The sequence below is a fragment of the Pseudomonas sp. genome (assembly GCF_017744435.1).
Classification (GTDB): domain Bacteria; phylum Pseudomonadota; class Gammaproteobacteria; order Pseudomonadales; family Pseudomonadaceae; genus Aquipseudomonas.
Window position 1 is genome coordinate 17,154 of sequence record NZ_JAGIBG010000011.1, and the last position, 22,881, is coordinate 40,034.

The following is a 22,881-nucleotide window of genomic DNA, read 5'->3' on the forward strand; positions in this document are numbered from 1 at the left end:
TACTCTAATTCGTACCATGGTGCGACTTTTTTAACAGGGGTGAACGGTGCACCCGCAGTGTGATTCACCGTAAGATGACCCATTATCGAAAGCCCGCAGACTGGGAGCTGAGCATGGCCCCGCGCATGAAGACCCGAGAGCGCATCGTGCAGAACAGCCTGGAGTTGTTCAACCAGCAGGGCGAACGCAGCGTCAGTACCAATCACATTGCCGCACACATGGAAATTTCGCCCGGCAACCTGTACTACCACTTCCCCAACAAGCAGGCGATCATCGCCCTGCTGTTCAGCCAGTACGAAGAGCTGGTGGACAGCTTCCTGCGCCCGCCGCAGGGTCGCGTGGCCACGGTCGAGGACAAGCGCTTCTACCTCAAGGCGCTGCTCGCGGCGATGTGGAACTACCGCTTCCTGCACCGTGACCTGGAACACCTGCTGGAAAGCGACCCCGAACTGGCCGCCCGCTACCGGCGCTTTTCCGAGCGCTGCCTGCGTCAGGGCCAGGCGATCTATCGCGGCTTCGTCGATGCCGGGATCCTGACCATGGAGCCTGCGCAGATCGAGTCGCTGACCATCAATGCCTGGATCGTACTGACCTCATGGGTGCGTTTTCTCAGCACTACGCGTGAACATTCCGCGCATCTGGGTGAAGAAGCCTTCAAGCGCGGCGTCTATCAGGTGCTGGTGCTGGAACTGGGTTTCGTCACCCGTAACGCCCGCAGCGCCGTGGACGCCCTGTGCCAGGAATTCCACGTTCCGTTCAATCAGGCCCTGGAACAGTAACCAGGGCCTTCGAGCCATCGATCAGGAGATTGTCATGCCCCTTGCGCAATTGATCACCCCGCAACAGCTGGCCGAGCGTCTGGACTCGCCCAAGCTGGTGATCCTTGATTGTCGTTTTGCCCTGGAGGATGTGGATTACGGCCAACGCAGTTATGCCGAGGGGCATATCGCCGGGGCGCATTTTGCCGACCTGGAGCGTGACCTGAGCGGGCCGGTCAGCAAGGGCCGCACCGGCCGCCACCCGTTGCCGGACCCGCACCGGCTGGTCGAGCGCCTGCGCGAGTGGGGCCTGGACGACGACAGCGAAGTGGTGCTGTACGACGATGGCCCTGGCGCCTTTGCCGCCCGCGCCTGGTGGTTGCTGGTCTGGCTGGGCAAGCGCAGTGGCGTGGCTATCCTCGACGGTGGCCTCAAGGCCTGGCATGCGGCGCACCTGCCACTGAGCCTGGATGCGCCGGCCAAACGCGAGGGGACGTTCAATGGCGAGGCGGACGCCAAGCTGCTGATCGACGCCGAGCACCTGGCCAAGCGCCTGGGCAGCCCTGACCTGACCCTGATCGATGCCCGTGCATTGCCGCGCTTCCGGGGTGAAGTCGAGCCGATCGACCCTGTGGCAGGGCATATTCCGGGCGCCCAGTGCGCGGCCTTCAACGAGAACCTCGGTGCCGATGGGCGATTCCTGGCACCGGAACAGCTCAAGCAGCGCTTTGCCGAGAAGTTGGCCGGACGTGCCCCGGAACAATTGGTGGCCTACTGCGGGTCAGGCGTCACGGCTTGCCATAACCTGTTTGCCCTGGCGCTGGCGGGGTATCCGTTGGGCAAACTGTATGCTGGGTCGTGGAGCGAATGGATCAATGATCCCAAACATGGTGTGGCGATTGGCGAATAATCACTGACCGTCGACCAGCCATTGCGGAATCCGCCGCTCCAGGTAATAGCCCGGATTCCGCAGGCTGCCGTCGACAAACCCCACATGCCCGCCCCGCTCATGCAGCTCGAACTGTGTCTGCGCTGCCAGTTCGCTGGCCGTCGGCAGGCTGTGGCCGAACACGAACGGGTCGTCGGTGGCATGGATGATCAGCGTCGGCGTGCGGTTTTCACCCAGATAGAACCGGCTCGATGAGCGGCGATAATAATCGTGTGCATCGCTGAAACCGTTTAGCGGCGCGGTGACCTTGCCGTCGAAGTCCCAAAAGGTCTTCAACCTGCCCAATGGCCCCAGTCGGTCGAGCGCGGCCAGCCCCTCGTGATGCCCGCGGTCGCGGAAGTGCCGTTGCTTCAACTGCACGTAGGCCATCATCTCGCGCATGAAATGCGCCTGATACACCTTGGAAAAGCCTTGGCCGATGCGGTCGGCGCACTGATCCAGGCGAAACGGCACCGAGACCGCCACAGCCGACTCCAGTTGGCTTGCCGTGCCACTTTCCCCCAGGTACTTGAGCAGCACATTGCCGCCCAGCGAGTAGCCGACGGCATGCAGCGGGGCCAATGGCCGCTGGGCACGCAGGTGTGCGACCACTTCGGCCAGGTCTTCGCTGGCGCCGGAATGGTAGCTGCGCGGTAACAGGTTGGGCTCACCCGAACAGCCGCGCCAGTTGACCGCCACGCTGGCCCAGCCGCGGGCCTGCAGCGATTGCTGCAAGCCTTTGACGTAGGGAGAACGGGACGATCCGGTCAAACCGTGAAGCACCAGTACCAGCGGCGCATCCGGGCTATGTGGCCCATGCCAGTCGAGGTCGAGGAAATCGCCATCGGCCAGCCACAGGCGTTCACGGCTTCGTTCCAGCTCCGGCAACTTGCGCCACAGTGGCCCCCACAGGGTTTGCAGGTGGGGGTTGGACAGGCCGATGGCCGGGCGGAATGTGGCGGTGAGACTGGGCATGCTGGGCGACTCATGATGTGCCTGCGTAGAGTGCCATGAAACGCCGCCACTGTACCTGCGCTATTGGTCGGGGGCTGGCAGAGATTGCTGCTCGACGCTTGGGCCGACACTGACCTTTACGATGTAGCTTAGGTCGAGATGGCGCTGCATGGCGGCGCGGACATCTGCCTGGGTCAATCTGTTGATGCGCTCGAGGTAAGTGTTGAGATGATCGTCAGGTTGGCGTTGGTGGGTAAGCTCCGAAAGCAATCCCGCCAGGCGCTTGTTCTGGGCGACACCACGCAGCAATTGCCCTTCCAGTTGTTTGCGTGCCACTTGCAGTTCGGCCTGGGTTGGCCCTTGCTCGATGAAATCGCGCAGCAGGGTTACCACCAGTTCCTGAGAACCTTCCACGTGCGTTGGTGCGACTTCCCATTCGACGCTGAACAACCCGCCCGCGCGCAATGGCGATAGGCGGCTATGCACGCCGTAAGTGAGGCCGCGGCGTTGGCGCAGCTCCACCATCAAGCGCGATTCGAGCCCTTCTCCGAGTACATTGCTGGCCAGCTCCAGGGCCGGGAACTCCGGATCATTGGCGGGCACGTTCAGGGGAAGTACCAGCAGTGCAGCACTGCTCGCGCCAGGCTGTTCGACTTTCAGGGTCGCGCCGGTGGCGGCCGGGACCGTTGGCAGATCTGTTGCTGACCAGCCCTGTGGCAGAGCCACGCTGATCTGACGTGAGAGTGCTTTAGCCTCAGAGAGGGAAAGGTCTCCGACCATGACCATCTCCAGGTTGCTGGCGGAATAGGCGCGTTGGTGGAATGTGCGCAGATCGTCTGTAGTAACCGCCGTTACACCCTGTTTGGTGCCGCCCAGTGGGCAGCCATAAGGATGGCCATTGAACACGTGGCGGAAGGCTTCGTTACGCGCCCTCAATACGGGATGACGGTCGCGTGAAGCGCTGCTCTGCAGCAACTGCTGTTTGATCTTGTCCAGAGCAGAGGGAAGGAATGCCGGCTGTGCCACGAGGTTAGTGAACAGCGCCAGGGACGGCTCCAGTACGGCCTTGCTGCTCAGGCTACGCAGGCTCAGCGTCGCATGCTCCAGGCGAATCTGCTTTTCGGTATTTGCACCCAGGCGTTCGAGATGCTCGGCCTGCTGGGTGGCCGTGTACTGCTGGCTACCTTCATCGAGCATGTACAGCGTCAGTGCTGCCAGGCCGGGGTGCGCAGTGTCCTGGACTGTGCCGGCCCTGAACCTCAGTACTACATCGACGATAGGCAGTCCGCGGGCTTCGACGAATTTCACGGTTGTGCCCGCTTCCGTGGTCCAGGCTTGCACCTGAGTCAGGATGGGCTCGAATTGATCAAGGTCGAGTCCCTGGGCAGAGACCAGGCCGCCGTAGATGCTGTTTTGGGTTGCAGTCGAGTCATGCATGAGCGCTCTCCTTGTCGTGCATAAACGTAATGGCAGCGCGGGAATCGGTCAGAAACTCAAGGGCTGCCAGTCCGACCTGCTCGGCTGTCACGGCTTCGATGGCCAGTCGCTCATCGTCCAGTGCTACCGGGTCCAGGCCGCAGGCGGCCTGTTTGCCAATGGCCTGGGCTTGCTTGTCGATGTCGTCCCTTTCGAACACCTGCCTGGCCAACAGGCGTGCCTTGGCACGTTGAAGGTCTTGCCTGGAAGGTGCCGACTGGCGAAACGCTTCGATTTCCAGCAGCAGCCTTACCGCTGCTACTTCCGGCGTTACCTGCGGGCTGCAAAAGGCGTAGAGCGCCAGCAGGCTGTCACCGCGCTGCCAGGGTTCGTAGGATGAGCGCAGGCCCAGCAAAATCGGGTCATCCAGAACCAGTCGTCGCTGCAGGATGCTGCTGTGTCCGTCAGCAAGCAGATCGGGCAGTAGCCGCAATGCGTAGGCTTGCTCGGCAGACCGGGCGGTACATTGGCTGGGGAGGTTGAAGCTGAGCAGGGTGCCTGTGTAAAGGCCGTGCAGGCGCAGTGTCTGATGGCGTCGAGCTTGTGCCGGTGGTGTGAAAGTGGTCCGGCGTGTCGGCAGGCGATGGGCGGAAATTGATGCAAAGTGTCGAGTAACCAAGGTTTGCAGTTGTAGCAGGGTGATGTCGCCCGCGACTGCCAGCGTGGCATTGTTTGGGTGGTACCAGCTCTGGTACCAGGTTCGGGCAGCAGCCGGGGTCAGGTGCTCGAGGTCAGCCTTGTGGCCAAGGGTTGGTGTGCCATAACCGTGGTTGCCGTAGGCCAGTGACTGGTGATGTTCCAGTGCCAGAGACAAGGGGGCGTTGTCGACGTCTTCTCGGCGTTCGGCCATGACCACGCCCAGTTCGCGAGCAAAAGATGCGTCGCTGATCGTGGCGCTGGTCATGACGTCGGCCATGGCCTCCAGGGCGATCTCGAGCCGACTGCCTGGCAGTGTCAGCGGAAAGGCCGTGGCGTCGGCGGAGGTGAAGGCATTCGGGGCGCCGCCGAGGCGGGTCATGGCGGCTGAATATTGGCCATTTGTCAGTTTGCTGCTGCCTTCGAACAGCAGATGTTCCAAGGCATGGGAGAGACCGGTATGGCCTGCTGGCTCGTCGCTCGAACCGACGTGATACCAGAGTTGCGCACTGACCAGCGGTGCACGATGGTCTTCGCGTAGGTAGATACGCAGGCCGTTGGCAAGGGTGAACGATTGTACAGTGCTGCCTTGGGTTGGCGGAGAAGGGTGTTCGATCATGGTTGAAGTGCTCCTGCGAGATCTTGGGAGCAGCTTCAACCATGCTGACGGCGGGTTTGCGGTAACTAAATACGGCTTACGGCGGAATCAGCCCCGTTGCCACAGTGCGTAATGCACCTGGCCGGTCTTCTTCTCGCGGTGCAGGCGCCAGTTGCCGGGCATCGGCAGCGTCGACGGGGCGGCCTCGCTTTCGGTGTAGACCCACGCCTGTTCGCGCAGCCACTGGTTCTGTTCCAGCAGGTTGCAGGTGTTGGCCAGCAGGTCCTGGTGGAACGGCGGGTCGAGGAACACCACGTCGAACTGCTGCTTGGCCGGGTTCTGCAGGTAGCGCAGGGCGTCGGTCTGCAGGATCTGCCCGCGTGGGCAGCGCAGGATCTCGAGGTTGTTCTTCAGGTTGCTGATGGCCGCCGGGTTGCTGTCCAGCGCCACGGCATTCTCGGCGCCGCGGGACAGCGCCTCGAGCACCAGGGCGCCACTGCCGGTGAAGGCATCCAGCACCTGGGCGCCTTCGATGTAGGGCGCCAGCCAGTTGAATACGGTTTCACGCACGCGGTCAGGCGTAGGGCGCAGGCCTTCGCCTTCCGGTACCGCCAGGCGGCGGCTGCGCCACTCGCCGGCGATGATGCGCAGGTGACCCTGGCCCTTGCTTTGGCCCTGCTGCGGGCGGGCGGGAGGGGTGGATCTAGGCATTAGTGCTCCGGTACGCCGAGCGGCTGCTCGGACGGTTTGTCAGTGGGGGCAGGCAGTGGCTTTTGTGGCACTTTCGGGCCAACGGTGACGATCACCAGTTTATCGGCAGACAGGTGCTTGTTCATCGCCGCCTTGACCTGTTCGACGGTCAAAGCCTGGGACTGCTGCATGAAGTCTTCCAGCCATGTCAGTGGCAGGTTGTAGAAACCGATCGCGCCCAATTGGCCGACGATGCTGGCATTGCTGGCATTGGACAGCGGGAAGCTGCCGGCCAGTTCGCGCTTGGCATCGTCCAGCTCCTGCTGGGTCGGGCCGCCCTTGAGGTAATCGGCGAGGATGTCCTGGACCAGCTTGAGCGTGCCTTCACTGAGTTCGGCACGGGTCTGCAGGTTGATCATGAACGGGCCACGTACCTGCATTGGGCTGAACACCGAGTACACGCCGTAGGTCAGGCCGCGTTTTTCGCGGACTTCACTCATCAGGCGGGTGCCGAAGGCGCCGCCGCCGAGGATCTGGTTGCCCAACGACAGGGCCGGCCAGTCCGGATCCTGACGGTCGATACCGAGTTCGGCGAGCATCAGGTGAGTCTGCTTGCTCGGGAAGTCGATATGGGTAACGCCGGCCTTGGGCTCAACCGGCTGGGCTGGTTTGGCCAGTGCCGGGCCCTTGGGCAGGGCAGCGGACACCTGGGCGGCGACGGCCTCGGCTTCTTCGCGGCTGAGGTCGCCGACCAGGGCGATCACTGCATTGCCAGCGGCATAGGCCTTGGCGTGGAAGGCGCGCAACTGCTCAAGGGTGATGCCTGGCACGCTCTCGGCGCTGCCATCGCTTGGCTGGGCGTAAGGGTGGTCGCCGTAGAGCTTGCTGAACAGGGCCTTGCCGGCGATCTTGCCGGGGTTCTGCTTCTCGTACTCGAAACCGGCCAGCAGCTGGTTCTTGATGCGTTTCAATGCATCTTCCGGGAAGGTCGGCTTGCCGGCCACTTCGGCGAACAGCTTGAGGGCTGGTTCGCGCTTGTCCTTGGCGCTCAGGCTGCGCAGCGAAGCCACGGCCATGTCGCGGTAGGAACCATTGCCAAAGTCGGCACCCAGGCCTTCGAAGCCTTCGGCGATGGCGGTCACGTCCTTGCCGGCCACACCCTCGTTGAGCATGGCGTTGGTCAGGGTGGCCAGGCCAGGGATGTTGCCGTCCTGGCTGCTGCCGGCGGCAAAGGTCACGCGCAGGTCGAACATCGGCAGCTCGCGGGCCTCGACGAACAATACCCGGGCGCCTTCGGCGGTGGTCCAGTTCTGGATGTTCAGCTGGCGCCGGCTGGGCGCCTTGCCATCCAGCTCGGCCAGCGATTGCAGGGTATTGGCCGGGCGCGCGGCGCTGCTATCGGCCTCGGAATGGGCCGGGCGGGCGAGCACGGCAGCCACGGCCACCACCAGCGCGATGATGCCCGTGCCGATCAGGGTGTAGCGTGGTGCGCTGCGATCACTCATGAGCGGACTCCTCGGGCAGTACATGGGCAACGCTCAGGCGTTCGCGGGTGAAATAGGTGCGTGCAGCGTTTTGCACGTCTTCCGGGGTGACGCGCTTGAGTTCGTCCAGTTCGCTGTCGATCAGCTTCCAGGACAGGCCGACGGTTTCCAGCTGGCCGATGGTGGTGGCCTGGCTGCTGATGGAGTCGCGGTCGTAGACCAGGCCAGCGATGACCTGGGCACGCACGCGCTCCAGTTCTTCGGCGCTCGGCGGGGTGGTCTTGAGCTCGTCGAGCAATTGCCAGACGCCTTTTTCGACGTCGGCCAGGGTCTTCTGCTTCTGCACGTTCGGCGTGGCCGAGATCAGGAACAGGCTGTCGCCGCGGGTGAAGGCGTTGTAGCTGGACGAGGCGCCGGCCACCAGCTCCTGGCCACGTTCCAGGCGTGCCGGCATGCGCGCGCTGTAGCCGCCATCGAGCAGGGCCGAGATCAGCCGCAGGGCGTGCACGGTGCGTGGGTCCTTGGCGGTGGCCAGGCCCGGTACGTTGAAGCCGTAGATCAGGCTCGGCAACTGGGTGCGCACGTGCAGGGTCAACTGGCGCTGGCCTGGCTCGGCCAGTTCCAGCGGCAGTTTGGCGGGGGGTACGGCGCGCTTGGGAATGCTGCCGAAGTACTTCTGTGCCAGTCCTTTGACTTCATCGGCGGTGACATCGCCGACCACCACCAGGGTGGCGTTGTTCGGTGCGTACCAGGATTCGTACCAGTGGCGCAGTTCCTCGACCTTCATGCGTTCGAGGTCGGCCATCCAGCCGATGGTCGGGGTGTGGTAGCCGCTGGCCGGGAAGGCCATGGCGCGGAACAGCTCGAAGGCCTTGGAACTCGGTTGGTCATCGGTACGCAGGCGGCGCTCTTCCTTGATCACCTCGATTTCGCGGGCGAACTCGTCGGCAGGCAGGCGCAGGCTGGCCAGGCGGTCGGCCTCCAGCTCCAGGGCCACCGGCAGGCGGTCGCGGGCCAGCACCTGGTAGTAGGCGGTGTAGTCGTCGCTGGTGAAGGCGTTCTCTTCCGCACCGAGGTCACGCAGTATGCGCGAGGCCTCGCCGGGGCCGATCTTGGCACTGCCCTTGAACATCATGTGCTCCAGGGCATGGGACAGGCCTGTCTGGCCCGGGGTCTCGTAGCTGGAGCCGACCTTGTACCAGATCTGCGAGACCACCACCGGGGCACGGTGGTCTTCGCGCACGACCACCTTGAGGCCGTTGTCGAGGATGAATTCGTGGGTCGGTTGCACGTCGGCGGCAAACACCGCAAGCGGCAGGCAGAGCGTGCTGAGCAACAGGCCAGCGGCGTGGCGGGCTAGAGCATTCATACGGTGATTAACCTGTTCGGCGGCCCGCTGGTTTAGCGTCGGCGGGCCAGGAGGTGCTAGGATACTGATCCGGTTGCCTGGCGACCATGCCTGTCGCCGTTCTGGCCCGCAGGCCCTTTAAGACAAAACATTGCGCATGAACCAGTCGGATTCAAAATAGTCTGTTCTGCGTTTAGAGAATTTCCGATGTGCCAGCTGCTGGCCCATCGCTACCCTGAGATAGCCGTCTTCCATGTTTGGTTCCAACGACGACAAAAAAGCGCCGGCCGAGGCTGGCGAGAAAAAAGGCCTGTTCAGCTGGTTTCGCAAGAAGCCGCAGCAACCTGTCGCCGAACAGCCTCAAACGCCTGAGCCACAAGCGCCCGAGGTGCAGCCGGCCGAGCCGGTAGCGCCGCAGCCTGCAGCCGAGCAGCAGCTGGTCGAGGCGCCGCAGCCTGCACCGCCTGTGTCCACGGTGGTCGAAGCGCCTGTGCCAGAGCCGGTCGCTTCCCAGCCAGTGCAGGCGCCTGAGCCTGAGCCGATTGCCTCTGCGCCGCTGGTCGCACCGGTGCCTGAACCTGTCGCCTCCCTGCCTCTGCAAGCAGCACCGGTCGAGGTTGCCCCGGTGGTCGAGCATGCCGCCCCTGTCAGCAACCTGGTGCTTCCGGTCGCCGAAGAGCCTGTGGCGCTGGTGCCGGACCTGGAGCCGAAGGCGCCGCCGGTGATACCGGAACGTCCTGCACCGGAGCCGGTGGTCGTGGCCCCGGTCGCGGCCCCTGCGCCCGCCGAACCGGAACCAGCCCCCGTGGTGGCTGCCCCGGTTGCCAGCGAGCAGTCCAAGCCTGGTTTCTTCGCCCGCCTCAAGCAGGGCCTGTCGAAGACCAGCGCCAGCATCGGCGAAGGCATGGCCAGCCTGTTCCTGGGCAAAAAGGTTATCGATGACGACCTGCTCGACGAGATCGAAACCCGCCTGTTGACCGCCGACGTCGGCGTCGAGGCAACCTCGGCCATCGTCCAGAACCTGACCCAGAAGGTTGCCCGCAAGCAGCTGGCTGACGCCGACGCGCTGTACAAGTCACTGCAGGAAGAACTGGCCGCACTGCTGCGCCCGGTCGAGCAGCCGCTGAAGGTCCAGGCGCAGAACAAGCCCTACGTGATCCTCGTGGTTGGTGTGAACGGTGCCGGCAAGACCACCACCATCGGCAAGCTGGCCAAGAAGCTGCAGCTGGAAGGCAAGAAGGTCATGCTGGCTGCCGGTGACACCTTCCGTGCCGCTGCCGTTGAGCAGCTGCAGGTCTGGGGCGAGCGTAACCAGATCCCGGTGATCGCCCAGCACACCGGCGCCGATTCCGCCTCGGTGATCTTCGACGCCGTGCAGGCCGCCAAGGCCCGTGGTGTCGATGTGCTGATCGCCGATACCGCCGGCCGCCTGCACACCAAAGACAACCTGATGGAAGAGCTGAAGAAGGTCCGCCGGGTCATCGGCAAGCTCGACGCCGAGGCACCGCACGAGGTGCTGCTGGTGCTCGACGCCGGTACCGGGCAGAACGCCATCAGCCAGGCCAAGTACTTCAACCAGAGCGTCGAACTGACCGGCCTGGCCCTGACCAAGCTGGACGGCACTGCCAAAGGCGGGGTGATCTTTGCCCTGGCCAAGCAGTTCAGCATCCCGATCCGCTTCATCGGCGTCGGTGAAGGTATCGACGACCTGCGTACTTTCGAAGCCGAGCCGTTCGTCAAGGCTCTGTTCGCCGAGCGAGACTGACCATGATCCGATTCGAACAGGTTGCCAAGCGCTACCCTAACGGCCATGTCGGCTTGCATGAGCTGAGTTTCCGGGCGCGCCGGGGCGAATTCCTGTTCGTCACCGGGCACTCGGGCGCGGGCAAGAGCACCTTGCTGCGCCTGCTGCTGGCCATGGAACGCCCGACCAGCGGTAAGCTGATGCTGGCCGGGCAGGACCTGGGCCAGATCAGCAATGCGCAGATCCCGTTCCTGCGCCGGCAGATCGGCGTGGTGTTCCAGAACCACCAGCTGCTGTTCGACCGCACGGTGTTCAACAACATCGCCCTGCCGTTGCAGATTCTCGGCTTGTCCAAGGCCGAGATCGCCAAGCGCGTGGATTCGGCGCTGGAGCGCGTTTCGCTGTCCGACAAGGGCGAGCTGTTCCCGGCCGACCTGTCCACTGGCCAGCAGCAGCGGGTCGGTATCGCCCGCGCCATCGTTCACCAGCCAGCCCTGCTGCTGGCGGACGAACCCACCGGTAACCTCGACCCGCGCCTGGCTGCGGAGATCATGGGTGTGTTCGAGGACATCAACCGCCTGGGCACCACGGTTCTGATCGCCAGTCACGACCTGGCACTGATTGCGCGCATGCGCCACCGCATGCTGACCCTGCAGCGCGGTCGTCTGATCGGCGATGGGGAGGCCGGGCAATGAGCACTACACGTACACCAAAGGTTTCCGAGCGCGTTGCGCCCAAGGCTGCCGACCCGCAGCCGGCCAAGAAGAAGGGCGGCGATCACGACGACGACGGCCCGGACTTCCGCACCCTGCTGCACGCCTGGCTGGAAAGCCATCGTGCCAGTCTGGCCGATAGCCTGCGACGCCTGGGCAAGCAGCCGATCGGTAGCTTCTTTACCTGCCTGGTGATGGCCGTGGCCCTGAGCATGCCCATGGGCCTGTCGCTGCTGTTGAAGAACATCGAGGTGCTGGGTGGCTCCTGGCAGCGCGCTGCGCAAATTTCGCTATACCTCAAGCTCGATGCGGGCAGCCAGCAGGGTGAAGCCCTGCGCGACGACATCAGGCGCATGCCGGGCGTCGCCGACGCCCAGTACGTAAGCCCCGGGCAGGCCCTGGAAGAGTTCCAGCAGCAGTCCGGGCTGGGCGAAGCCCTGCGCGAGCTGCCTGATAACCCTTTGCCCGGTGTGGTGGTGGTGACCCCGACCGAAGTCGACAAGCCGGCCCTGGAAGCCCTGCGTCAGCGCCTGTCGGAGCTGCCAAGGGTGGAGAACGCACAGCTGGATCTGGTATGGGTGGAGCGCCTGGCTGCAATCCTCAAGCTGGGCGACCGTTTTGTCTTCGGCCTGGCAGTGATGCTGATTTCTGCGCTGCTGTTAGTAATCGGTAACACAATTCGTCTACATATCGAAAACCGCCGTATCGAGATCGAAGTGATCAAGCTGGTAGGCGGCACCGACAGCTACGTACGCCGGCCCTTCCTGTACATGGGCGCCTTGTACGGCCTGGGTGCGGGCGTGCTGGCCTGGGCCATCCTGGCTTTCGGCCTGAACTGGCTGAACGAGGCCGTGGTAGGGCTGTCCGGGCTGTATGGCAGTGACTTCGCCCTGGGCGGGGTGCCGGCGTCCGATGGTCTGTCGCTCTTGATCGGAGCGGTGCTGTTGGGGTATATCGGTGCATGGATCGCCGTCGCTCGCCACTTGAACGAGCTGGCGCCGCGATAGTTTTTACGTGCCAGCATTGACATTTTCTTCACGATGGAACTTGTACGGTCGTTCCGGGTCAATGTTGGCAGCGCTCACAAGGCGCGAGTTTTGTAAGTCGGAGGTTCTTGAATGACCACATCGTTGCAACCTGCCTATGCCCTGGTACCCGGTGCAAACCTGGAAGCCTACGTGCACACGGTCAACAGCATCCCGCTGTTGTCTGTCGAGCAGGAGCGTGATCTGGCCGAGCGTCTCTACTACGAGCAGGATCTCGAGGCCGCTCGGCAAATGGTGATGGCCCACCTGCGTTTCGTTGTACATATTGCGCGTAGCTATGCAGGCTACGGGCTGGCCCAGGCCGACCTGATCCAGGAAGGCAACGTCGGCCTGATGAAGGCGGTCAAGCGCTTCAACCCGGAAATGGGTGTGCGCCTGGTGTCCTTCGCCGTGCACTGGATCAAGGCAGAGATCCACGAATTCATCCTGCGCAACTGGCGCATCGTCAAAGTGGCCACCACCAAGGCCCAGCGCAAGCTGTTCTTCAACCTGCGCAGCCAGAAGAAGCGTCTGGCCTGGCTGAACAACGACGAAGTGCATCGCGTGGCGGAAAGCCTCGGCGTCGAGCCCCGTGAAGTACGCGAGATGGAAAGCCGCCTGAGTGGCCAGGACATGGCCTTCGACCCGGCAGCCGAAGCGGATGACGACAGCGCCTTCCAGTCGCCAGCGCATTATCTGGAAGACCACCGCTACGACCCGGCTGTGCAGCTGGAGGATGCCGACTGGAGCGACAACTCCACCAGCAACCTGCACGAAGCACTGCAAGGCCTGGATGACCGTAGCCGCGATATTCTCTACCAGCGCTGGTTGGCGGAAGAAAAGGCCACGTTGCATGAGCTGGCTGACAAGTATAGCGTGTCGGCTGAGCGTATTCGCCAGCTGGAGAAGAATGCGATGAACAAGGTCAAGGCGCTGATCACCATCTGATCAAGCCTGGCTGCATTGAAAAGCCGCTGACCCGAGAGGGTGAGCGGCTTTTTTGTGGAGGCTCATGGCCTGCGCGAGCTGTCCAGTTGCATCAGGTAGCTGGGCCCGCCCAGCTGGCTCATCTGCCGGCGAATCCAGCCTGCCCGGCTGGCCACATAGGCGCTGGGCCGGCTGGCACTCCATTTGATCGGGCTCGGCAGCACGGCGGCCAGCTGAGCGGCCTGCTGGCGGGTCAGTCGGCTGGCATCGACGCCAAAGTGATAACGCGCCGCAGCCTGCGCACCGAACACACCTTTGCCCCACTCGGCACTGTTCAGGTAGACCTCGAGAATCCGCTCCTTCGACCAGAACAGTTCGATCAGCGCGGTGAACCAGGCCTCCAGGCCCTTGCGGAAATAGCTGCGACCCGACCACAGGAACAGGTTCTTGGCCACCTGCTGAGTCAGGGTGCTGGCGCCACGAATGCTGCCGCCACGCTCGTTGTACGCCAGCGCCGCCTGGATGGCCGGAATGTCGAAGCCCCAATGGTTGGCGAACTTCTGGTCCTCACCGGCGATGACCGCCACCTTGAGCTCGTCGGAGATGTTTTCCCACGGTTCCCAGTCGCGCTGCAGGTCGATCGGTTCGCCACTCACCCATGATTGCACCTTGCGCTCGAGCATCAAGGCCGTGCCAGGCGGTGGTACCCAGCGAAACACCAGCACCAGCACGATGCTGCCGGCAGCGAACCAGAGCAGGGCGCGGACGAGGCGGCGGATAATGGATGACAGCATGGCGATGGCTTGGCCGGACCGGTGGAACGGGCCATTATACAGACCCGATACCAGGAGTCGTCCCATGCTTCGCAGCTTCCTCATGCTCGCCGCCTTCTTCGGCTTTACCGGCGTCGCCCTGGGCGCGTTCGCCGCACATGGGCTGAAGAACCGCCTGACGGCCGATTACCTGGCCATTTTCCACACAGGGGTGACCTATCAGCTGGTGCATGCCCTGGCGATCTTCGGTGTCGCCGTGCTGTCGGCGCACCTGCCGGGGCGCCTGGTCGGCTGGGCCGGCGGTCTGTTCGCCCTGGGGATCGTGCTGTTCTCCGGTAGCCTGTACCTGCTGACCCTCAGCGGCCTGGGCAAGCTGGGTATCATCACCCCCATCGGTGGCCTGTGCTTCCTCGCTGGCTGGCTGTGCCTGGGTCTGGCTGCCTGGCGCCTGGGCTGACCAAACGGTCCACAATCGCGACTAATGGCGTGCAGCGCCCTTGGGTTCGTGCGTGGATCGGCGCTAGAATGCGGGCCCCAAAGAACTATGGTGGCCGTGCGCATGCGCATTCAACTGAACGGTGAACCTTACGAATTACCCGCTGGCGAAAGCGTCGCGGCCCTGCTGACCCGCCTGGAACTGACCGGGCGCCGGGTAGCGGTGGAACTCAACCTGGATATCGTGCCGCGTAGCCAGCACGACAGCACGCAGCTGAACGAAGGCGACCAGGTCGAAGTGGTCCACGCCATCGGTGGCGGCTGAGCCCGGCCCGGCGATTCACCTGCAAGCCCAGCAATCTTTTCCCGAGGAACAACGATGAGCAACGTTCGTAGCGACAAGCCCTTCATCCTGGCCGGGCGCACTTTCCAGTCGCGCCTGCTGGTCGGCACCGGCAAGTACCGTGACATGGAAGAAACCCGCCTGGCCACCGAGGCCTCGGGTGCCGAGATCGTCACCGTGGCCGTGCGCCGGACCAACCTTGGCCAGAATGCGGGCGAGCCGAACCTGCTCGACGTGCTGTCGCCCGACAAGTACACCATCCTGCCAAACACCGCAGGTTGCTTTGACGCTGTCGAGGCGGTGCGTACCTGCCGTCTGGCCCGCGAGCTGCTCGATGGCCACAAGTCCCACGAGTCGCGCACCCTGGTGAAGCTGGAAGTGCTGGCCGACCAGAAAACCCTGTTCCCCAACGTGATCGAAACCCTCAAGGCCGCCGAAGTGCTGGTCAAGGACGGGTTCGACGTGATGGTCTACACCAGCGACGATCCGATCATCGCCCGCCAGCTGGCCGAAGCCGGCTGCATCGCGGTGATGCCGCTGGCCGGCCTGATCGGCACTGGCCTGGGCATCTGCAACCCGTACAACCTGCAGATCATCCTGGAAGAGTCCAAGGTGCCGGTGCTGGTTGACGCCGGTGTGGGTACTGCTTCCGACGCCACCATCGCCATGGAAATGGGCTGTGAAGCCGTGCTGATGAACTCGGCCATCGCCCACGCCCAGCAGCCGGTGCTGATGGCCGAGGCCATGAAGCACGCCATCCTGGCTGGCCGCATGGCCTACCTGGCCGGCCGCATGCCGAAAAAACTTTATGCCAGCGCCTCTTCGCCGCTGGATGGTCTGATCAAGTAAGAGCCCCTGATGACTGACTCGCAAGATACGCCGATCTCCGCCGACGGCGACCAGCGCCCACACCGCCGCATCAAGAGCTTCGTGATGCGCGCCGGGCGCATGACCGAAGGCCAGCAACGCGGCCTCGACCAGGGCGGCCCGCAGTTCATCCTGCCGCTGGCTGACAGCCCGGTGGACTACGACCAGGTGTTCGGCCGTTCGGCGCCGCGCACCCTGGAGATCGGCTTCGGCATGGGCCATTCCCTGCTGGAAATGGCCGCTGCCGCGCCTGAGCAGGACTTCATCGGTGTCGAAGTGCACCGTCCGGGTGTTGGCGCGCTGCTCAACGGCGTGCTGACCCAGGGCCTGAAGAACCTGCGGGTGTACGACTGCGATGCGATTGAAGTGCTCAACCGCTGCGTGGCCGACAACAGCCTCGACCGCCTGATGCTGTTCTTCCCTGACCCGTGGCACAAGGCGCGTCACCACAAGCGCCGCATCGTCCAGCTGGAGTTCGCAGAATTGGTGCGTCGCAAGCTCAAGCCTGGTGGCGTGTTCCACATGGCCACCGACTGGGAGCCGTATGCCGAGTACATGCTGGAAGTGATGAGCGCCGCCCCGGGTTATCGCAACCGTGCTGAAGACGGTACCTACGTGCCGCGCCCGGAAGAGCGCCCTATCACCAAGTTCGAACGCCGCGGCGAGCGGTTGGGGCATGGGGTGTGGGATTTGAAGTTCGAGAAGGTGGATTGATTGGCGAATTGAGCCTTTCGATACGCTGAGGCTTGTAGAAATGCAGGCGAAAAAAACCGCTCTGAGAAAGAGCGGTTTTTTTATGGGAGCGACAGGACTGAGTATCCTTCGCTCAGGGGCTTCACCGAAAACACTCACATGGTCAGCCGATCATAGGTAGCCTCAGATGGCGCGTCAATGATCAGCAATATTCAGCATCATGTGTGACGGAGCTATTAACAGCTTTGGCATTACATCCCAAGTGTGATCGCGCTGCTCCTGTGTGGATGAGAATCGGTGATGGGCCGGGTAGGAGAAGAATTCTGCTTTCCGGCCCCTTCGACACGGCCTGAGAACCGTGCCGGTGACTCTGCTCGAAGGGCCATTTACCTGGCCACTTCACTGAAATCATTCACATGGTTTTCGAAGGCATCGAAGCGCCGGTTAGATGCTGGAAGATTGGCCCGCCAACACGGAGGCCAAGGCTTATGAAGCGTTTGCTTGATGCGCTGAGCCGCGTCTGGAAGCTCATCCGGATCTTGACTGTGCTCAAGTCCGCCCGGGATTTCATGCGCGATCACTTCGATGACGCCCAGTAAGGGCTAGTCAGGTGGTAGGGCTGCCCTGGTTCCCCGGGGCAGCTTTTAGCAGGTTCACCCGCGGCGGTCAGCCACCACGCCAATCAACACCAGCACCACCAACAACACTGGCGCCAGCGCGTAGTTGTTGAACTGCCCCAACCCCTTCACCACCCACGGTGTGGCATAGATCAGCGCCGCACCACTGCCGATCATCACCAGGGCAGCCATCACCGGCACCCGCAGCGCGCCCGCCAGGGCACCCAGGCGCTGGTCCACCCAGCCTTTGATATCGGTGCCGAACAGCACCAGCAGGCAGCCTACCAGGGCCAGGGAAATCTCAGACAGATTGCTGCGGCTCCAGCGGGAAACCGTGGCGAGCAGATCAAGTACCAGATCCATGGGTCATCCTTAGGTCAAGAAATACTGCAGCAGGTCATTGAGGAACAGCTGGCCGCGCGGCGTGGCCACCAGTCGATCCGGTTCGACCTGCAAAAGGCCCTTTTGTTCGGCTGCGCAGCGGGCTTCGGCCAGCTGCGCCAGGGGCAGCCCGGTGCGCTGGGTGAACAGCTCAGCTTCCACACCATCGGTGAGGCGCAGGGCGTTCATCAGGAACTCGAACGGCAGCTCGTCCACCGGCAACAGCTTCTCGCCGGCCTTGAACGGCTTGGCCAGGTTCAGGTAGTCCTTGGGCAGGCGGGTCTTCCAGGTGCGCAAGATACGGCCATCGGCAAAGGTGAGCTTGCCGTGGGCACCGGCACCGATGCCGATGAAGTCACCAAATCGCCAGTAGTTGAGGTTGTGCCGTGCGGCACGGTCAGCCTGGGCATAGGCCGAAACTTCATACTGCTTAAAACCGTTGGCCGCCATCAGCGCCTGGCCGGCTTCCTGGATGTCCCAGAGGATGTCGTCTTCAGGCAGCTCCGGCGGTTGATTCCAGAACACCGTGTTCGGCTCGACGGTCAGCTGGTACCACGACAGATGGGTCGGCCCGAGGTCGATGGCCTGGCGCAGGTCGCCCAGGGCGTCGTCCAGCGACTGGTCGGGCAGGCCGTGCATCAGGTCCATGTTGAAGTTGTCGAAGCCGGCCGCACGCGCCATGCCAGCGGCACGGATTGCTTCATCGCCATTGTGGATGCGCCCCAGCGCTTCCAGTTTGGCCGGCTGGAAACTTTGCACGCCGATCGACAGGCGGTTGATGCCGGTCTGCCGGTAGGCCTTGAACTTCTCTTGCTCGAAGGTGCCTGGGTTGGCCTCGAGCGTGATCTCGATGTCCGCTGCGAACGGGATACGCTGCTCCACGCCCCGCAGCAGGCGCCCCAGGGCATTGGCACTGAACAGGCTCGGCGTACCACCGCCGAAGAAGATCGACGACAGGGTCCGGCCCTGCACGGCGGCCAGCTCCAGGTCGAGGTCGGTCAACAGGGCGTCGACGTAGGCCTCTTCCGGCAGCTCAGGCCCGGCGGCATGGGAGTTGAAGTCGCAATAAGGGCATTTGCGTACACACCACGGGATGTGGATGTACAGCGCCAGCGGCGGCAGGCTGGAGAGCGCCACCGCGCCAGCTTGGGACAGCGTTGCGATCATGCCAGGCCCAGACGTTGACGCAGCAGGGCCATGGCGCGGGCGCGGTGGCTGAGCTGGTTCTTATCCACAGGGGCGAGGTCGGCGCTGGAGCACTTGCGCTCCGGTACCCAGAACAGCGGGTCGTAGCCGAAGCCATGCTCGCCGCTGGCCTCGAACAGGATGCTGCCGTGCCACAGGCCTTCGCAGAGGATCGGCAGCGGGTCATCGGCGTGGCGCACCAGGGCCAGCACGCAGACGAACTGGGCGCCGCGCTGCTCTGGCGGCACGTCCTTCAGGGCTTCGAGCAGCTTGGCGTTGTTCGCCGCGTCACCCTTGCCATCGGCATAACGCGCCGAGTAGATGCCTGGCGCGCCGCCGAGGAAGTCCACGGCCAGGCCGGAATCGTCGGCCAAGGCCGGCAGGCCGGAGATACGCGCAGCGTTGCGGGCCTTGAGGATGGCATTCTCGACGAACGACAGGCCGGTCTCTTCGGGCTCTACCTGGCTGAACTCACCGATCGAGCGCAGCTGGACCGACTGGCCGAGCATGGCCTGGAGTTCCTTGAGTTTGCCGGCGTTGTGGCTGGCCAATACGAGTTGCTGGAAATTCATCATTCGCCTGGGAACACTTCCTGGTTGAAACTGAGTTGATGGCTGACCCCGCCGGTCTCGACGTTGAGGTCGAAGGTCAGGGTCTCGGCCTGCTCGATCTTGAACTGGGCGATGTAGTACACCGCGCCCTGGTCGGTTATCTGCTTGAACGACAGCGGGCTGGTACGCCCGGTCAGGTCCTTCACCGTGCCGCTGACCACCGCCATGGCGGGCTTGTCGGCCTTGAGCACGGCGATGTTGAGCACGCCTTGGTTCTTGCTGCGGTTGAGCCCGGTGGCAGCGGCAATGTCCGGTTGCAGCATGCTCGAGGTGAAGGCGCTGTAGTGCACCGTCACGTCGCCGAAAACTTCCTTGCGCTCGGGTCGGGCGGCATCGGCCGCCATCACTGGCAGGGCCAGGCACAGGCTGATCAGGAACAGGGCTAGGCGACGCATGGTGCGAATCCTCCGGTGGGCGTCAGACTGCCAGTTGATGCTCCTGCAGGCCCGGGCTGCTGACGCGATAGATGCCGATTTCACCTAGAAGATTAGGCCAAAGCCGCCCACCCCACCCGTTACGGTGCAAGTGGTCGACGGCCAGGCGGTCAAGGACCTTGGCGCGGCGCTCATGGCACAGCTCTTCGAAGTCGGCAAAGGTGCAGAAGTGGATGTTCGGCGTGTTGTACCAGGTGTACGGCATGAAGTCCGAAACCGGCATGCGACCCTTGGTGGCCAGGTACCAGCGGCAGCGCCAGTGGCCGAAGTTGGGGAAGGTGATGATGCACTGGCGGCCCACCCGCAGCATCTCGTCGAGGATGCGGTCAGGGTACTCCACGGCCTGCAGGGCCTGGGTCATGATCACCACGTCGAAGCTGTTGCTGGCAAAGTTGCCCAGGCCCTTGTCGAGGTCCTGTTCGATGACGTTGACGCCCTTGGCCACGCAGGCGGCGATGTTGTCGGCGTCGATCTCCAGGCCATAGCCGGTGACCTGCTTGCGATCACGCAGCGAGGCCAGCAGCTCGCCACTGCCGCAGCCCAGGTCGAGTACCCGGCTGCCGGCGGGAATCCAGTCGTGGATGATTTCCAGGTCGGCTCTCATGCTGTCCTCAGATGGCGATGCGGTTCATGTAGTTCGCGAAACCCTGCATGTAGCGAGGCGTGGGGATCAGGAAGGCATCGTGGCCGTAAGGCGAGTCGATCTCCAGATAACAGACGTTCTTGCGGGCCGCCATCAGGGCGTCGACGATCTCCCGCGAGCGGGCCGGCGAGAAGCGCCAGTCGGTGGTGAACGACATGATGCAGTAATCCGCCTTGACGTTGGCCAGGGTGGCGGCCAGGTCGCCACCGTTGGCCGCGGCCGGGTCGAAATAGTCCAGGGCCTTGGTCATCAGCAGGTAGGTGTTGGCGTCGAAACGGCCGGAGAACTCCTCGCCCTGGTAGCGCAGGTAGCTCTCGACCTGGAATTCGACGCTGTGGAAGTCGTAGTTGAGCTTGTCGCTCTTCAGCTCACGGCCGAATTTCTCACCCATCGAGTCGTCAGACAGGTAAGTGATGTGGCCGACCATGCGCGCCAGCATCAGGCCGCGCTTGGGGATCACGCCCTGGTCCTGGAACGAGCCACCGTGGAATTCGGGGTCGGTGAGGATGGCCTGGCGGGCCACTTCGTTGAAGGCGATGTTCTGCGCCGACAGCTTGGGTGCCGAGGCGATGTCCACGCAGTGGCGCACGCGATCGGGGTAGGTCATGGTCCATTGCAGGGCTTGCATGCCGCCCAGGCTGCCACCGACGATGGCCGCCCACTGCTGGATACCCAGGCGATCGGCCAGGCGCGCCTGGCTGTGCACCCAGTCTTCCACGGTCAGTACCGGGAACTCGGCGCCATAGGGCTTGCCGGTGGCCGGGTTGATGCTGCTCGGGCCGGTGCTGCCATTGCAGCCGCCGAGGTTGTTCAGGCTGACCACGAAGAAGCGGTTGGTATCGATCGGCTTGCCGGGGCCGATGCAGCTGTCCCACCAGCCCGGCTTGCGGTCGGTGGCGGCATGGTAGCCAGCGGCATGGTGATGGCCGGACAGGGCATGGCAGATCAGCACGGCATTGCTCGCGCTGGCGTTCAGGGTGCCATAGGTCTCGTAGACCAGCTCGTAGCTGTTCAGCGAACGGCCGCAGGCCAGGGCCAGCGGTTCATCGAACCGGGCAGTTTGCGGTGTAACCAGACCGACGGAATCTTCGGGAAGGACAGTGGACATCGACCCTGCTCACGCTTGACGGAGGCGTAAGTCTAAAGAGCGCTACCCCCAGCGGCAAGCAAAGGCTTGCCGCCAGGTGCGCACGGGGTCAGATCATCCGCCACAGTTCCTGTGGCATGCCGGCATAGGCGGCCAGCGGCGGCATGACGAACGACTGGATCACCTGGATCGCCAGGAAGGCGAAGATCGGCGAAATGTCCATGCCGCCCAGGTTGGGCACGATGCGACGGAACGGTGCCAGCACCGGCTCGCTGATCTGCCAGGCCAGCTCGGCAGCCGGGTTGTGGCTGTTCGGTGCGACCCAGGAAACGATCACCATGACGATCATCGCCACCCAGAAGATCTTCAGGAACAGCGAGGTGATGCCGATGATGGCCCACATCAGCAAGTGCAGGACGTCGCCGAAGGTGCCGTAGGTGACCATCAGCACGAAGCCCATCAGCAGCGCCTGGATGACGATCGCCAGCAGCAGCGACGAAGTGTCCAGGCCACCGATGCTGGGGATTACCCGGCGGATCGGCTTGAGCAGTGGCTGGGTCGCGCGCACGGCGAACTGGCTCAGTGGGTTGTAGAAGTTGGCCTTGACCAGCTGCAGCACGAAGCGCAGCAGGACGATCACCAGGTACAGGCTGACCAGGGTTTGCACCACGAAGATCGCGGCGCCGGACAGTGCATTCATCAACAGCTCCTTATTTGCCCAGTTGTTCGGCCAGCTCGGCGGAACGCTTCGACGCCGCTTTCAGCGCCTGCTCGACGATGGCTTCGAAGCCATTGCCCTGGAACGACTTGATCGCCGCCTCGGTGGTGCCGGCTGGCGAGGTGACGCGGCGGCGCAGCTCTGCGGCGTCGACATCACTGGCCACGGCCATGCGCGCAGCGCCCAGGGCGGTTTGCAGGGTCAGTTGCGAGGCGGTTTCGCGTGGCAGGCCCAGTTTTTCGCCAGCAGCGGTCATCGCTTCGATCAGCAGGAAGAAGTAGGCCGGGCCACTGCCGGAGACCGCGGTGACGGCGTCCAGTTGTTGCTCCTGCTCCAGCCACAGGGCAGTGCCGACGGCCGACAGCAGCTGCTCGGCCTGCTGGCGTTGCACGGCGGACACTTCAGCGGTGGCGTACAGGCCGCTGACGCCCTGGCGCAGCAGCGCTGGCGTGTTGGGCATGCAGCGTACCACCGGGCGGGCGCCGAGCCAGGTCTGCAGGCTGGCGCAGGTGATGCCGGCGGCGATCGAGACGATCAGCTGGCCAGCTTGCAGGTTCGGCTTCAGTGCCTCGCACACGGCCTTCATGACCTGCGGTTTCACCGCCAGCACGATCACGTCGGCACCGGCAATGGCCTGGGCGTTGTCTTCGAACGCCTCGATGCCGTGTTCGGCCTGGACGCGGGTGCGGGTCTCGGCGCCGGGGTCGCTGGCACGGATCTGCGCCGCGTCCAGGCCTTGGGCACGCAGGCCGCCGATCAGGCTGGCGGCCATGTTGCCGGCGCCGATAAAGGCAATACGTGTCTTGCTCATGT

The 22,881-nt window shown here is 63.7% G+C and carries 25 protein-coding genes; 10 read left to right on the forward strand and 15 right to left on the reverse strand.

The window, feature by feature from the left end; translation table 11 throughout:
- Window positions 1-113 precede the first annotated feature (113 nt).
- Entirely contained in the window at window positions 114-779 is a 666-nt protein-coding gene (locus J7573_RS09840) for a TetR/AcrR family transcriptional regulator (RefSeq protein WP_294333731.1), read from the forward strand.
- Window positions 780-813: 34 nt separating this feature from the next.
- Entirely contained in the window at window positions 814-1,668 is an 855-nt protein-coding gene (locus J7573_RS09845) for a sulfurtransferase (RefSeq protein WP_294333734.1), read from the forward strand.
- Here the strand turns inward: J7573_RS09845 and J7573_RS09850 are convergent, their stop codons facing one another.
- The 6 genes from J7573_RS09850 to J7573_RS09875 form a co-directional block, all read right to left on the reverse strand.
- Entirely contained in the window at window positions 1,669-2,661 is a 993-nt protein-coding gene (locus tag J7573_RS09850; protein WP_294333737.1) for a hydrolase, read from the reverse strand. It lies immediately after the preceding gene.
- 60 nt (window positions 2,662-2,721) lie between these two features.
- On the reverse strand, window positions 2,722-4,077 hold the full coding sequence (locus J7573_RS09855) for a pitrilysin family protein (RefSeq protein ID WP_294333739.1): 1,356 nt from the start codon (window positions 4,075-4,077) through the stop codon (window positions 2,722-2,724).
- Window positions 4,070-5,371: a pitrilysin family protein gene (locus tag J7573_RS09860; protein WP_294333742.1), complete on the reverse strand. Its 1,302-nt coding sequence runs from the start codon at window positions 5,369-5,371 to the stop codon at window positions 4,070-4,072. The genes J7573_RS09855 and J7573_RS09860 overlap by 8 nt, the downstream gene beginning before the upstream one ends.
- Window positions 5,372-5,458: 87 nt before the next feature.
- Window positions 5,459-6,061, reverse strand: coding sequence for a 16S rRNA (guanine(966)-N(2))-methyltransferase RsmD (gene rsmD / locus J7573_RS09865; protein WP_294333744.1), 603 nt, complete (start codon window positions 6,059-6,061; stop codon window positions 5,459-5,461).
- Window positions 6,061-7,545 (reverse strand): pitrilysin family protein, encoded by a 1,485-nt coding sequence (locus tag J7573_RS09870; RefSeq protein ID WP_294333746.1) that lies wholly within the window; start codon window positions 7,543-7,545, stop codon window positions 6,061-6,063. The genes rsmD and J7573_RS09870 overlap by 1 nt, the downstream gene beginning before the upstream one ends.
- A complete protein-coding gene (locus tag J7573_RS09875) occupies window positions 7,538-8,893 on the reverse strand; it encodes a pitrilysin family protein (protein WP_294333749.1) in 1,356 nt (451 codons plus the stop codon). The genes J7573_RS09870 and J7573_RS09875 overlap by 8 nt, the downstream gene beginning before the upstream one ends.
- Window positions 8,894-9,125: 232 nt before the next feature.
- On the opposite strand from J7573_RS09875, the gene ftsY reads away from it, so the two are divergent.
- The 4 genes from ftsY (at window position 9,126) to rpoH (ending at window position 13,302) form a co-directional block, all read left to right on the forward strand.
- Window positions 9,126-10,637 (forward strand): signal recognition particle-docking protein FtsY, encoded by a 1,512-nt coding sequence (gene ftsY / locus J7573_RS09880; RefSeq protein ID WP_294333751.1) that lies wholly within the window; start codon window positions 9,126-9,128, stop codon window positions 10,635-10,637.
- Window positions 10,638-10,639: 2 nt separating this feature from the next.
- Window positions 10,640-11,311: a cell division ATP-binding protein FtsE gene (gene ftsE / locus J7573_RS09885; RefSeq protein WP_012274659.1), complete on the forward strand. Its 672-nt coding sequence runs from the start codon at window positions 10,640-10,642 to the stop codon at window positions 11,309-11,311.
- A complete protein-coding gene (gene ftsX / locus J7573_RS09890; protein WP_079230063.1) occupies window positions 11,308-12,336 on the forward strand; it encodes a permease-like cell division protein FtsX in 1,029 nt (342 codons plus the stop codon). Before ftsE ends, ftsX begins: the two co-directional genes overlap by 4 nt.
- Window positions 12,337-12,447: 111 nt before the next feature.
- Window positions 12,448-13,302 (forward strand): RNA polymerase sigma factor RpoH, encoded by an 855-nt coding sequence (gene rpoH, locus J7573_RS09895; protein WP_079230062.1) that lies wholly within the window; start codon window positions 12,448-12,450, stop codon window positions 13,300-13,302.
- Between the two features lie 62 nt (window positions 13,303-13,364).
- On the opposite strand, the gene mtgA is transcribed toward rpoH, so the two are convergent.
- Window positions 13,365-14,075, reverse strand: a complete 711-nt coding sequence (mtgA, locus tag J7573_RS09900; protein ID WP_294334011.1) for a monofunctional biosynthetic peptidoglycan transglycosylase — start codon at window positions 14,073-14,075, stop codon at window positions 13,365-13,367.
- A gap of 64 nt (window positions 14,076-14,139) precedes the next feature.
- On the opposite strand from mtgA, the gene J7573_RS09905 reads away from it, so the two are divergent.
- The 4 genes from J7573_RS09905 (at window position 14,140) to trmB (ending at window position 16,413) form a co-directional block, all read left to right on the forward strand.
- The gene (locus J7573_RS09905) at window positions 14,140-14,511 is read left to right on the forward strand and encodes a DUF423 domain-containing protein (protein ID WP_060498067.1); all 372 of its coding nucleotides are present in this window, start codon (window positions 14,140-14,142) and stop codon (window positions 14,509-14,511) included.
- Between the two features lie 102 nt (window positions 14,512-14,613).
- A complete protein-coding gene (gene thiS, locus J7573_RS09910; RefSeq protein ID WP_033696634.1) occupies window positions 14,614-14,814 on the forward strand; it encodes a sulfur carrier protein ThiS in 201 nt (66 codons plus the stop codon).
- A 54-nt stretch (window positions 14,815-14,868) separates the two neighbouring features.
- On the forward strand, window positions 14,869-15,681 hold the full coding sequence (locus J7573_RS09915; RefSeq protein ID WP_027920973.1) for a thiazole synthase: 813 nt from the start codon (window positions 14,869-14,871) through the stop codon (window positions 15,679-15,681).
- 9 nt (window positions 15,682-15,690) lie between these two features.
- Window positions 15,691-16,413: a tRNA (guanosine(46)-N7)-methyltransferase TrmB gene (gene trmB, locus J7573_RS09920; RefSeq protein WP_103446094.1), complete on the forward strand. Its 723-nt coding sequence runs from the start codon at window positions 15,691-15,693 to the stop codon at window positions 16,411-16,413.
- 632 nt (window positions 16,414-17,045) lie between these two features.
- Here the strand turns inward: trmB and J7573_RS09925 are convergent.
- The 8 genes from J7573_RS09925 to proC form a co-directional block, all read right to left on the reverse strand.
- Window positions 17,046-17,372, reverse strand: coding sequence for a DUF3392 family protein (locus tag J7573_RS09925; protein WP_027920975.1), 327 nt, complete (start codon window positions 17,370-17,372; stop codon window positions 17,046-17,048).
- Window positions 17,373-17,381: 9 nt separating this feature from the next.
- Entirely contained in the window at window positions 17,382-18,557 is a 1,176-nt protein-coding gene (gene hemW, locus J7573_RS09930) for a radical SAM family heme chaperone HemW (protein ID WP_294333792.1), read from the reverse strand.
- Entirely contained in the window at window positions 18,554-19,150 is a 597-nt protein-coding gene (rdgB, locus tag J7573_RS09935) for an RdgB/HAM1 family non-canonical purine NTP pyrophosphatase (protein ID WP_294333795.1), read from the reverse strand. Before rdgB ends, hemW begins: the two co-directional genes overlap by 4 nt.
- Window positions 19,147-19,581 carry a DUF4426 domain-containing protein gene (locus tag J7573_RS09940; RefSeq protein WP_027920978.1) on the reverse strand — a complete coding sequence of 145 codons (435 nt, stop codon included), beginning with the start codon at window positions 19,579-19,581 and terminating at the stop codon, window positions 19,147-19,149. The genes rdgB and J7573_RS09940 overlap by 4 nt, the downstream gene beginning before the upstream one ends.
- 22 nt (window positions 19,582-19,603) lie before the next feature.
- The gene (gene metW / locus J7573_RS09945; RefSeq protein WP_015272149.1) at window positions 19,604-20,224 is read right to left on the reverse strand and encodes a methionine biosynthesis protein MetW; all 621 of its coding nucleotides are present in this window, start codon (window positions 20,222-20,224) and stop codon (window positions 19,604-19,606) included.
- Window positions 20,225-20,231: 7 nt separating this feature from the next.
- Window positions 20,232-21,371, reverse strand: a complete 1,140-nt coding sequence (locus J7573_RS09950) for a homoserine O-acetyltransferase (protein ID WP_294333809.1) — start codon at window positions 21,369-21,371, stop codon at window positions 20,232-20,234.
- Window positions 21,372-21,459: 88 nt separating this feature from the next.
- A complete protein-coding gene (locus J7573_RS09955; protein WP_027920981.1) occupies window positions 21,460-22,050 on the reverse strand; it encodes a YggT family protein in 591 nt (196 codons plus the stop codon).
- 10 nt (window positions 22,051-22,060) lie between these two features.
- Window positions 22,061-22,879: a pyrroline-5-carboxylate reductase gene (gene proC, locus J7573_RS09960; protein WP_294333812.1), complete on the reverse strand. Its 819-nt coding sequence runs from the start codon at window positions 22,877-22,879 to the stop codon at window positions 22,061-22,063.
- Between the last annotated feature and the right edge of the window lie 2 nt (window positions 22,880-22,881).

Coding starts and splice junctions, on each gene's coding strand:
- J7573_RS09915 (WP_027920973.1), top strand. CDS start 14,869: ATGAGCAACGTTCGTAGCGACAAGCCCTTCATCCTGGCCGGGCGCACT.
- rsmD (WP_294333744.1), bottom strand. CDS start 6,061: ATGCCTAGATCCACCCCTCCCGCCCGCCCGCAGCAGGGCCAAAGCAAG.
- J7573_RS09875 (WP_294333749.1), bottom strand. CDS start 8,893: ATGAATGCTCTAGCCCGCCACGCCGCTGGCCTGTTGCTCAGCACGCTC.
- thiS (WP_033696634.1), top strand. CDS start 14,614: ATGCGCATTCAACTGAACGGTGAACCTTACGAATTACCCGCTGGCGAA.
- ftsX (WP_079230063.1), top strand. CDS start 11,308: ATGAGCACTACACGTACACCAAAGGTTTCCGAGCGCGTTGCGCCCAAG.
- J7573_RS09925 (WP_027920975.1), bottom strand. CDS start 17,372: ATGGATCTGGTACTTGATCTGCTCGCCACGGTTTCCCGCTGGAGCCGC.
- J7573_RS09870 (WP_294333746.1), bottom strand. CDS start 7,545: ATGAGTGATCGCAGCGCACCACGCTACACCCTGATCGGCACGGGCATC.
- J7573_RS09860 (WP_294333742.1), bottom strand. CDS start 5,371: ATGATCGAACACCCTTCTCCGCCAACCCAAGGCAGCACTGTACAATCG.
- rpoH (WP_079230062.1), top strand. CDS start 12,448: ATGACCACATCGTTGCAACCTGCCTATGCCCTGGTACCCGGTGCAAAC.
- rdgB (WP_294333795.1), bottom strand. CDS start 19,150: ATGATGAATTTCCAGCAACTCGTATTGGCCAGCCACAACGCCGGCAAA.
- mtgA (WP_294334011.1), bottom strand. CDS start 14,075: ATGCTGTCATCCATTATCCGCCGCCTCGTCCGCGCCCTGCTCTGGTTC.
- J7573_RS09950 (WP_294333809.1), bottom strand. CDS start 21,371: ATGTCCACTGTCCTTCCCGAAGATTCCGTCGGTCTGGTTACACCGCAA.
- J7573_RS09845 (WP_294333734.1), top strand. CDS start 814: ATGCCCCTTGCGCAATTGATCACCCCGCAACAGCTGGCCGAGCGTCTG.
- J7573_RS09850 (WP_294333737.1), bottom strand. CDS start 2,661: ATGCCCAGTCTCACCGCCACATTCCGCCCGGCCATCGGCCTGTCCAAC.
- J7573_RS09940 (WP_027920978.1), bottom strand. CDS start 19,581: ATGCGTCGCCTAGCCCTGTTCCTGATCAGCCTGTGCCTGGCCCTGCCA.
- J7573_RS09955 (WP_027920981.1), bottom strand. CDS start 22,050: ATGAATGCACTGTCCGGCGCCGCGATCTTCGTGGTGCAAACCCTGGTC.
- ftsY (WP_294333751.1), top strand. CDS start 9,126: ATGTTTGGTTCCAACGACGACAAAAAAGCGCCGGCCGAGGCTGGCGAG.
- proC (WP_294333812.1), bottom strand. CDS start 22,879: ATGAGCAAGACACGTATTGCCTTTATCGGCGCCGGCAACATGGCCGCC.
- ftsE (WP_012274659.1), top strand. CDS start 10,640: ATGATCCGATTCGAACAGGTTGCCAAGCGCTACCCTAACGGCCATGTC.
- J7573_RS09855 (WP_294333739.1), bottom strand. CDS start 4,077: ATGCATGACTCGACTGCAACCCAAAACAGCATCTACGGCGGCCTGGTC.
- J7573_RS09840 (WP_294333731.1), top strand. CDS start 114: ATGGCCCCGCGCATGAAGACCCGAGAGCGCATCGTGCAGAACAGCCTG.
- hemW (WP_294333792.1), bottom strand. CDS start 18,557: ATGATCGCAACGCTGTCCCAAGCTGGCGCGGTGGCGCTCTCCAGCCTG.
- J7573_RS09905 (WP_060498067.1), top strand. CDS start 14,140: ATGCTTCGCAGCTTCCTCATGCTCGCCGCCTTCTTCGGCTTTACCGGC.
- metW (WP_015272149.1), bottom strand. CDS start 20,224: ATGAGAGCCGACCTGGAAATCATCCACGACTGGATTCCCGCCGGCAGC.
- trmB (WP_103446094.1), top strand. CDS start 15,691: ATGACTGACTCGCAAGATACGCCGATCTCCGCCGACGGCGACCAGCGC.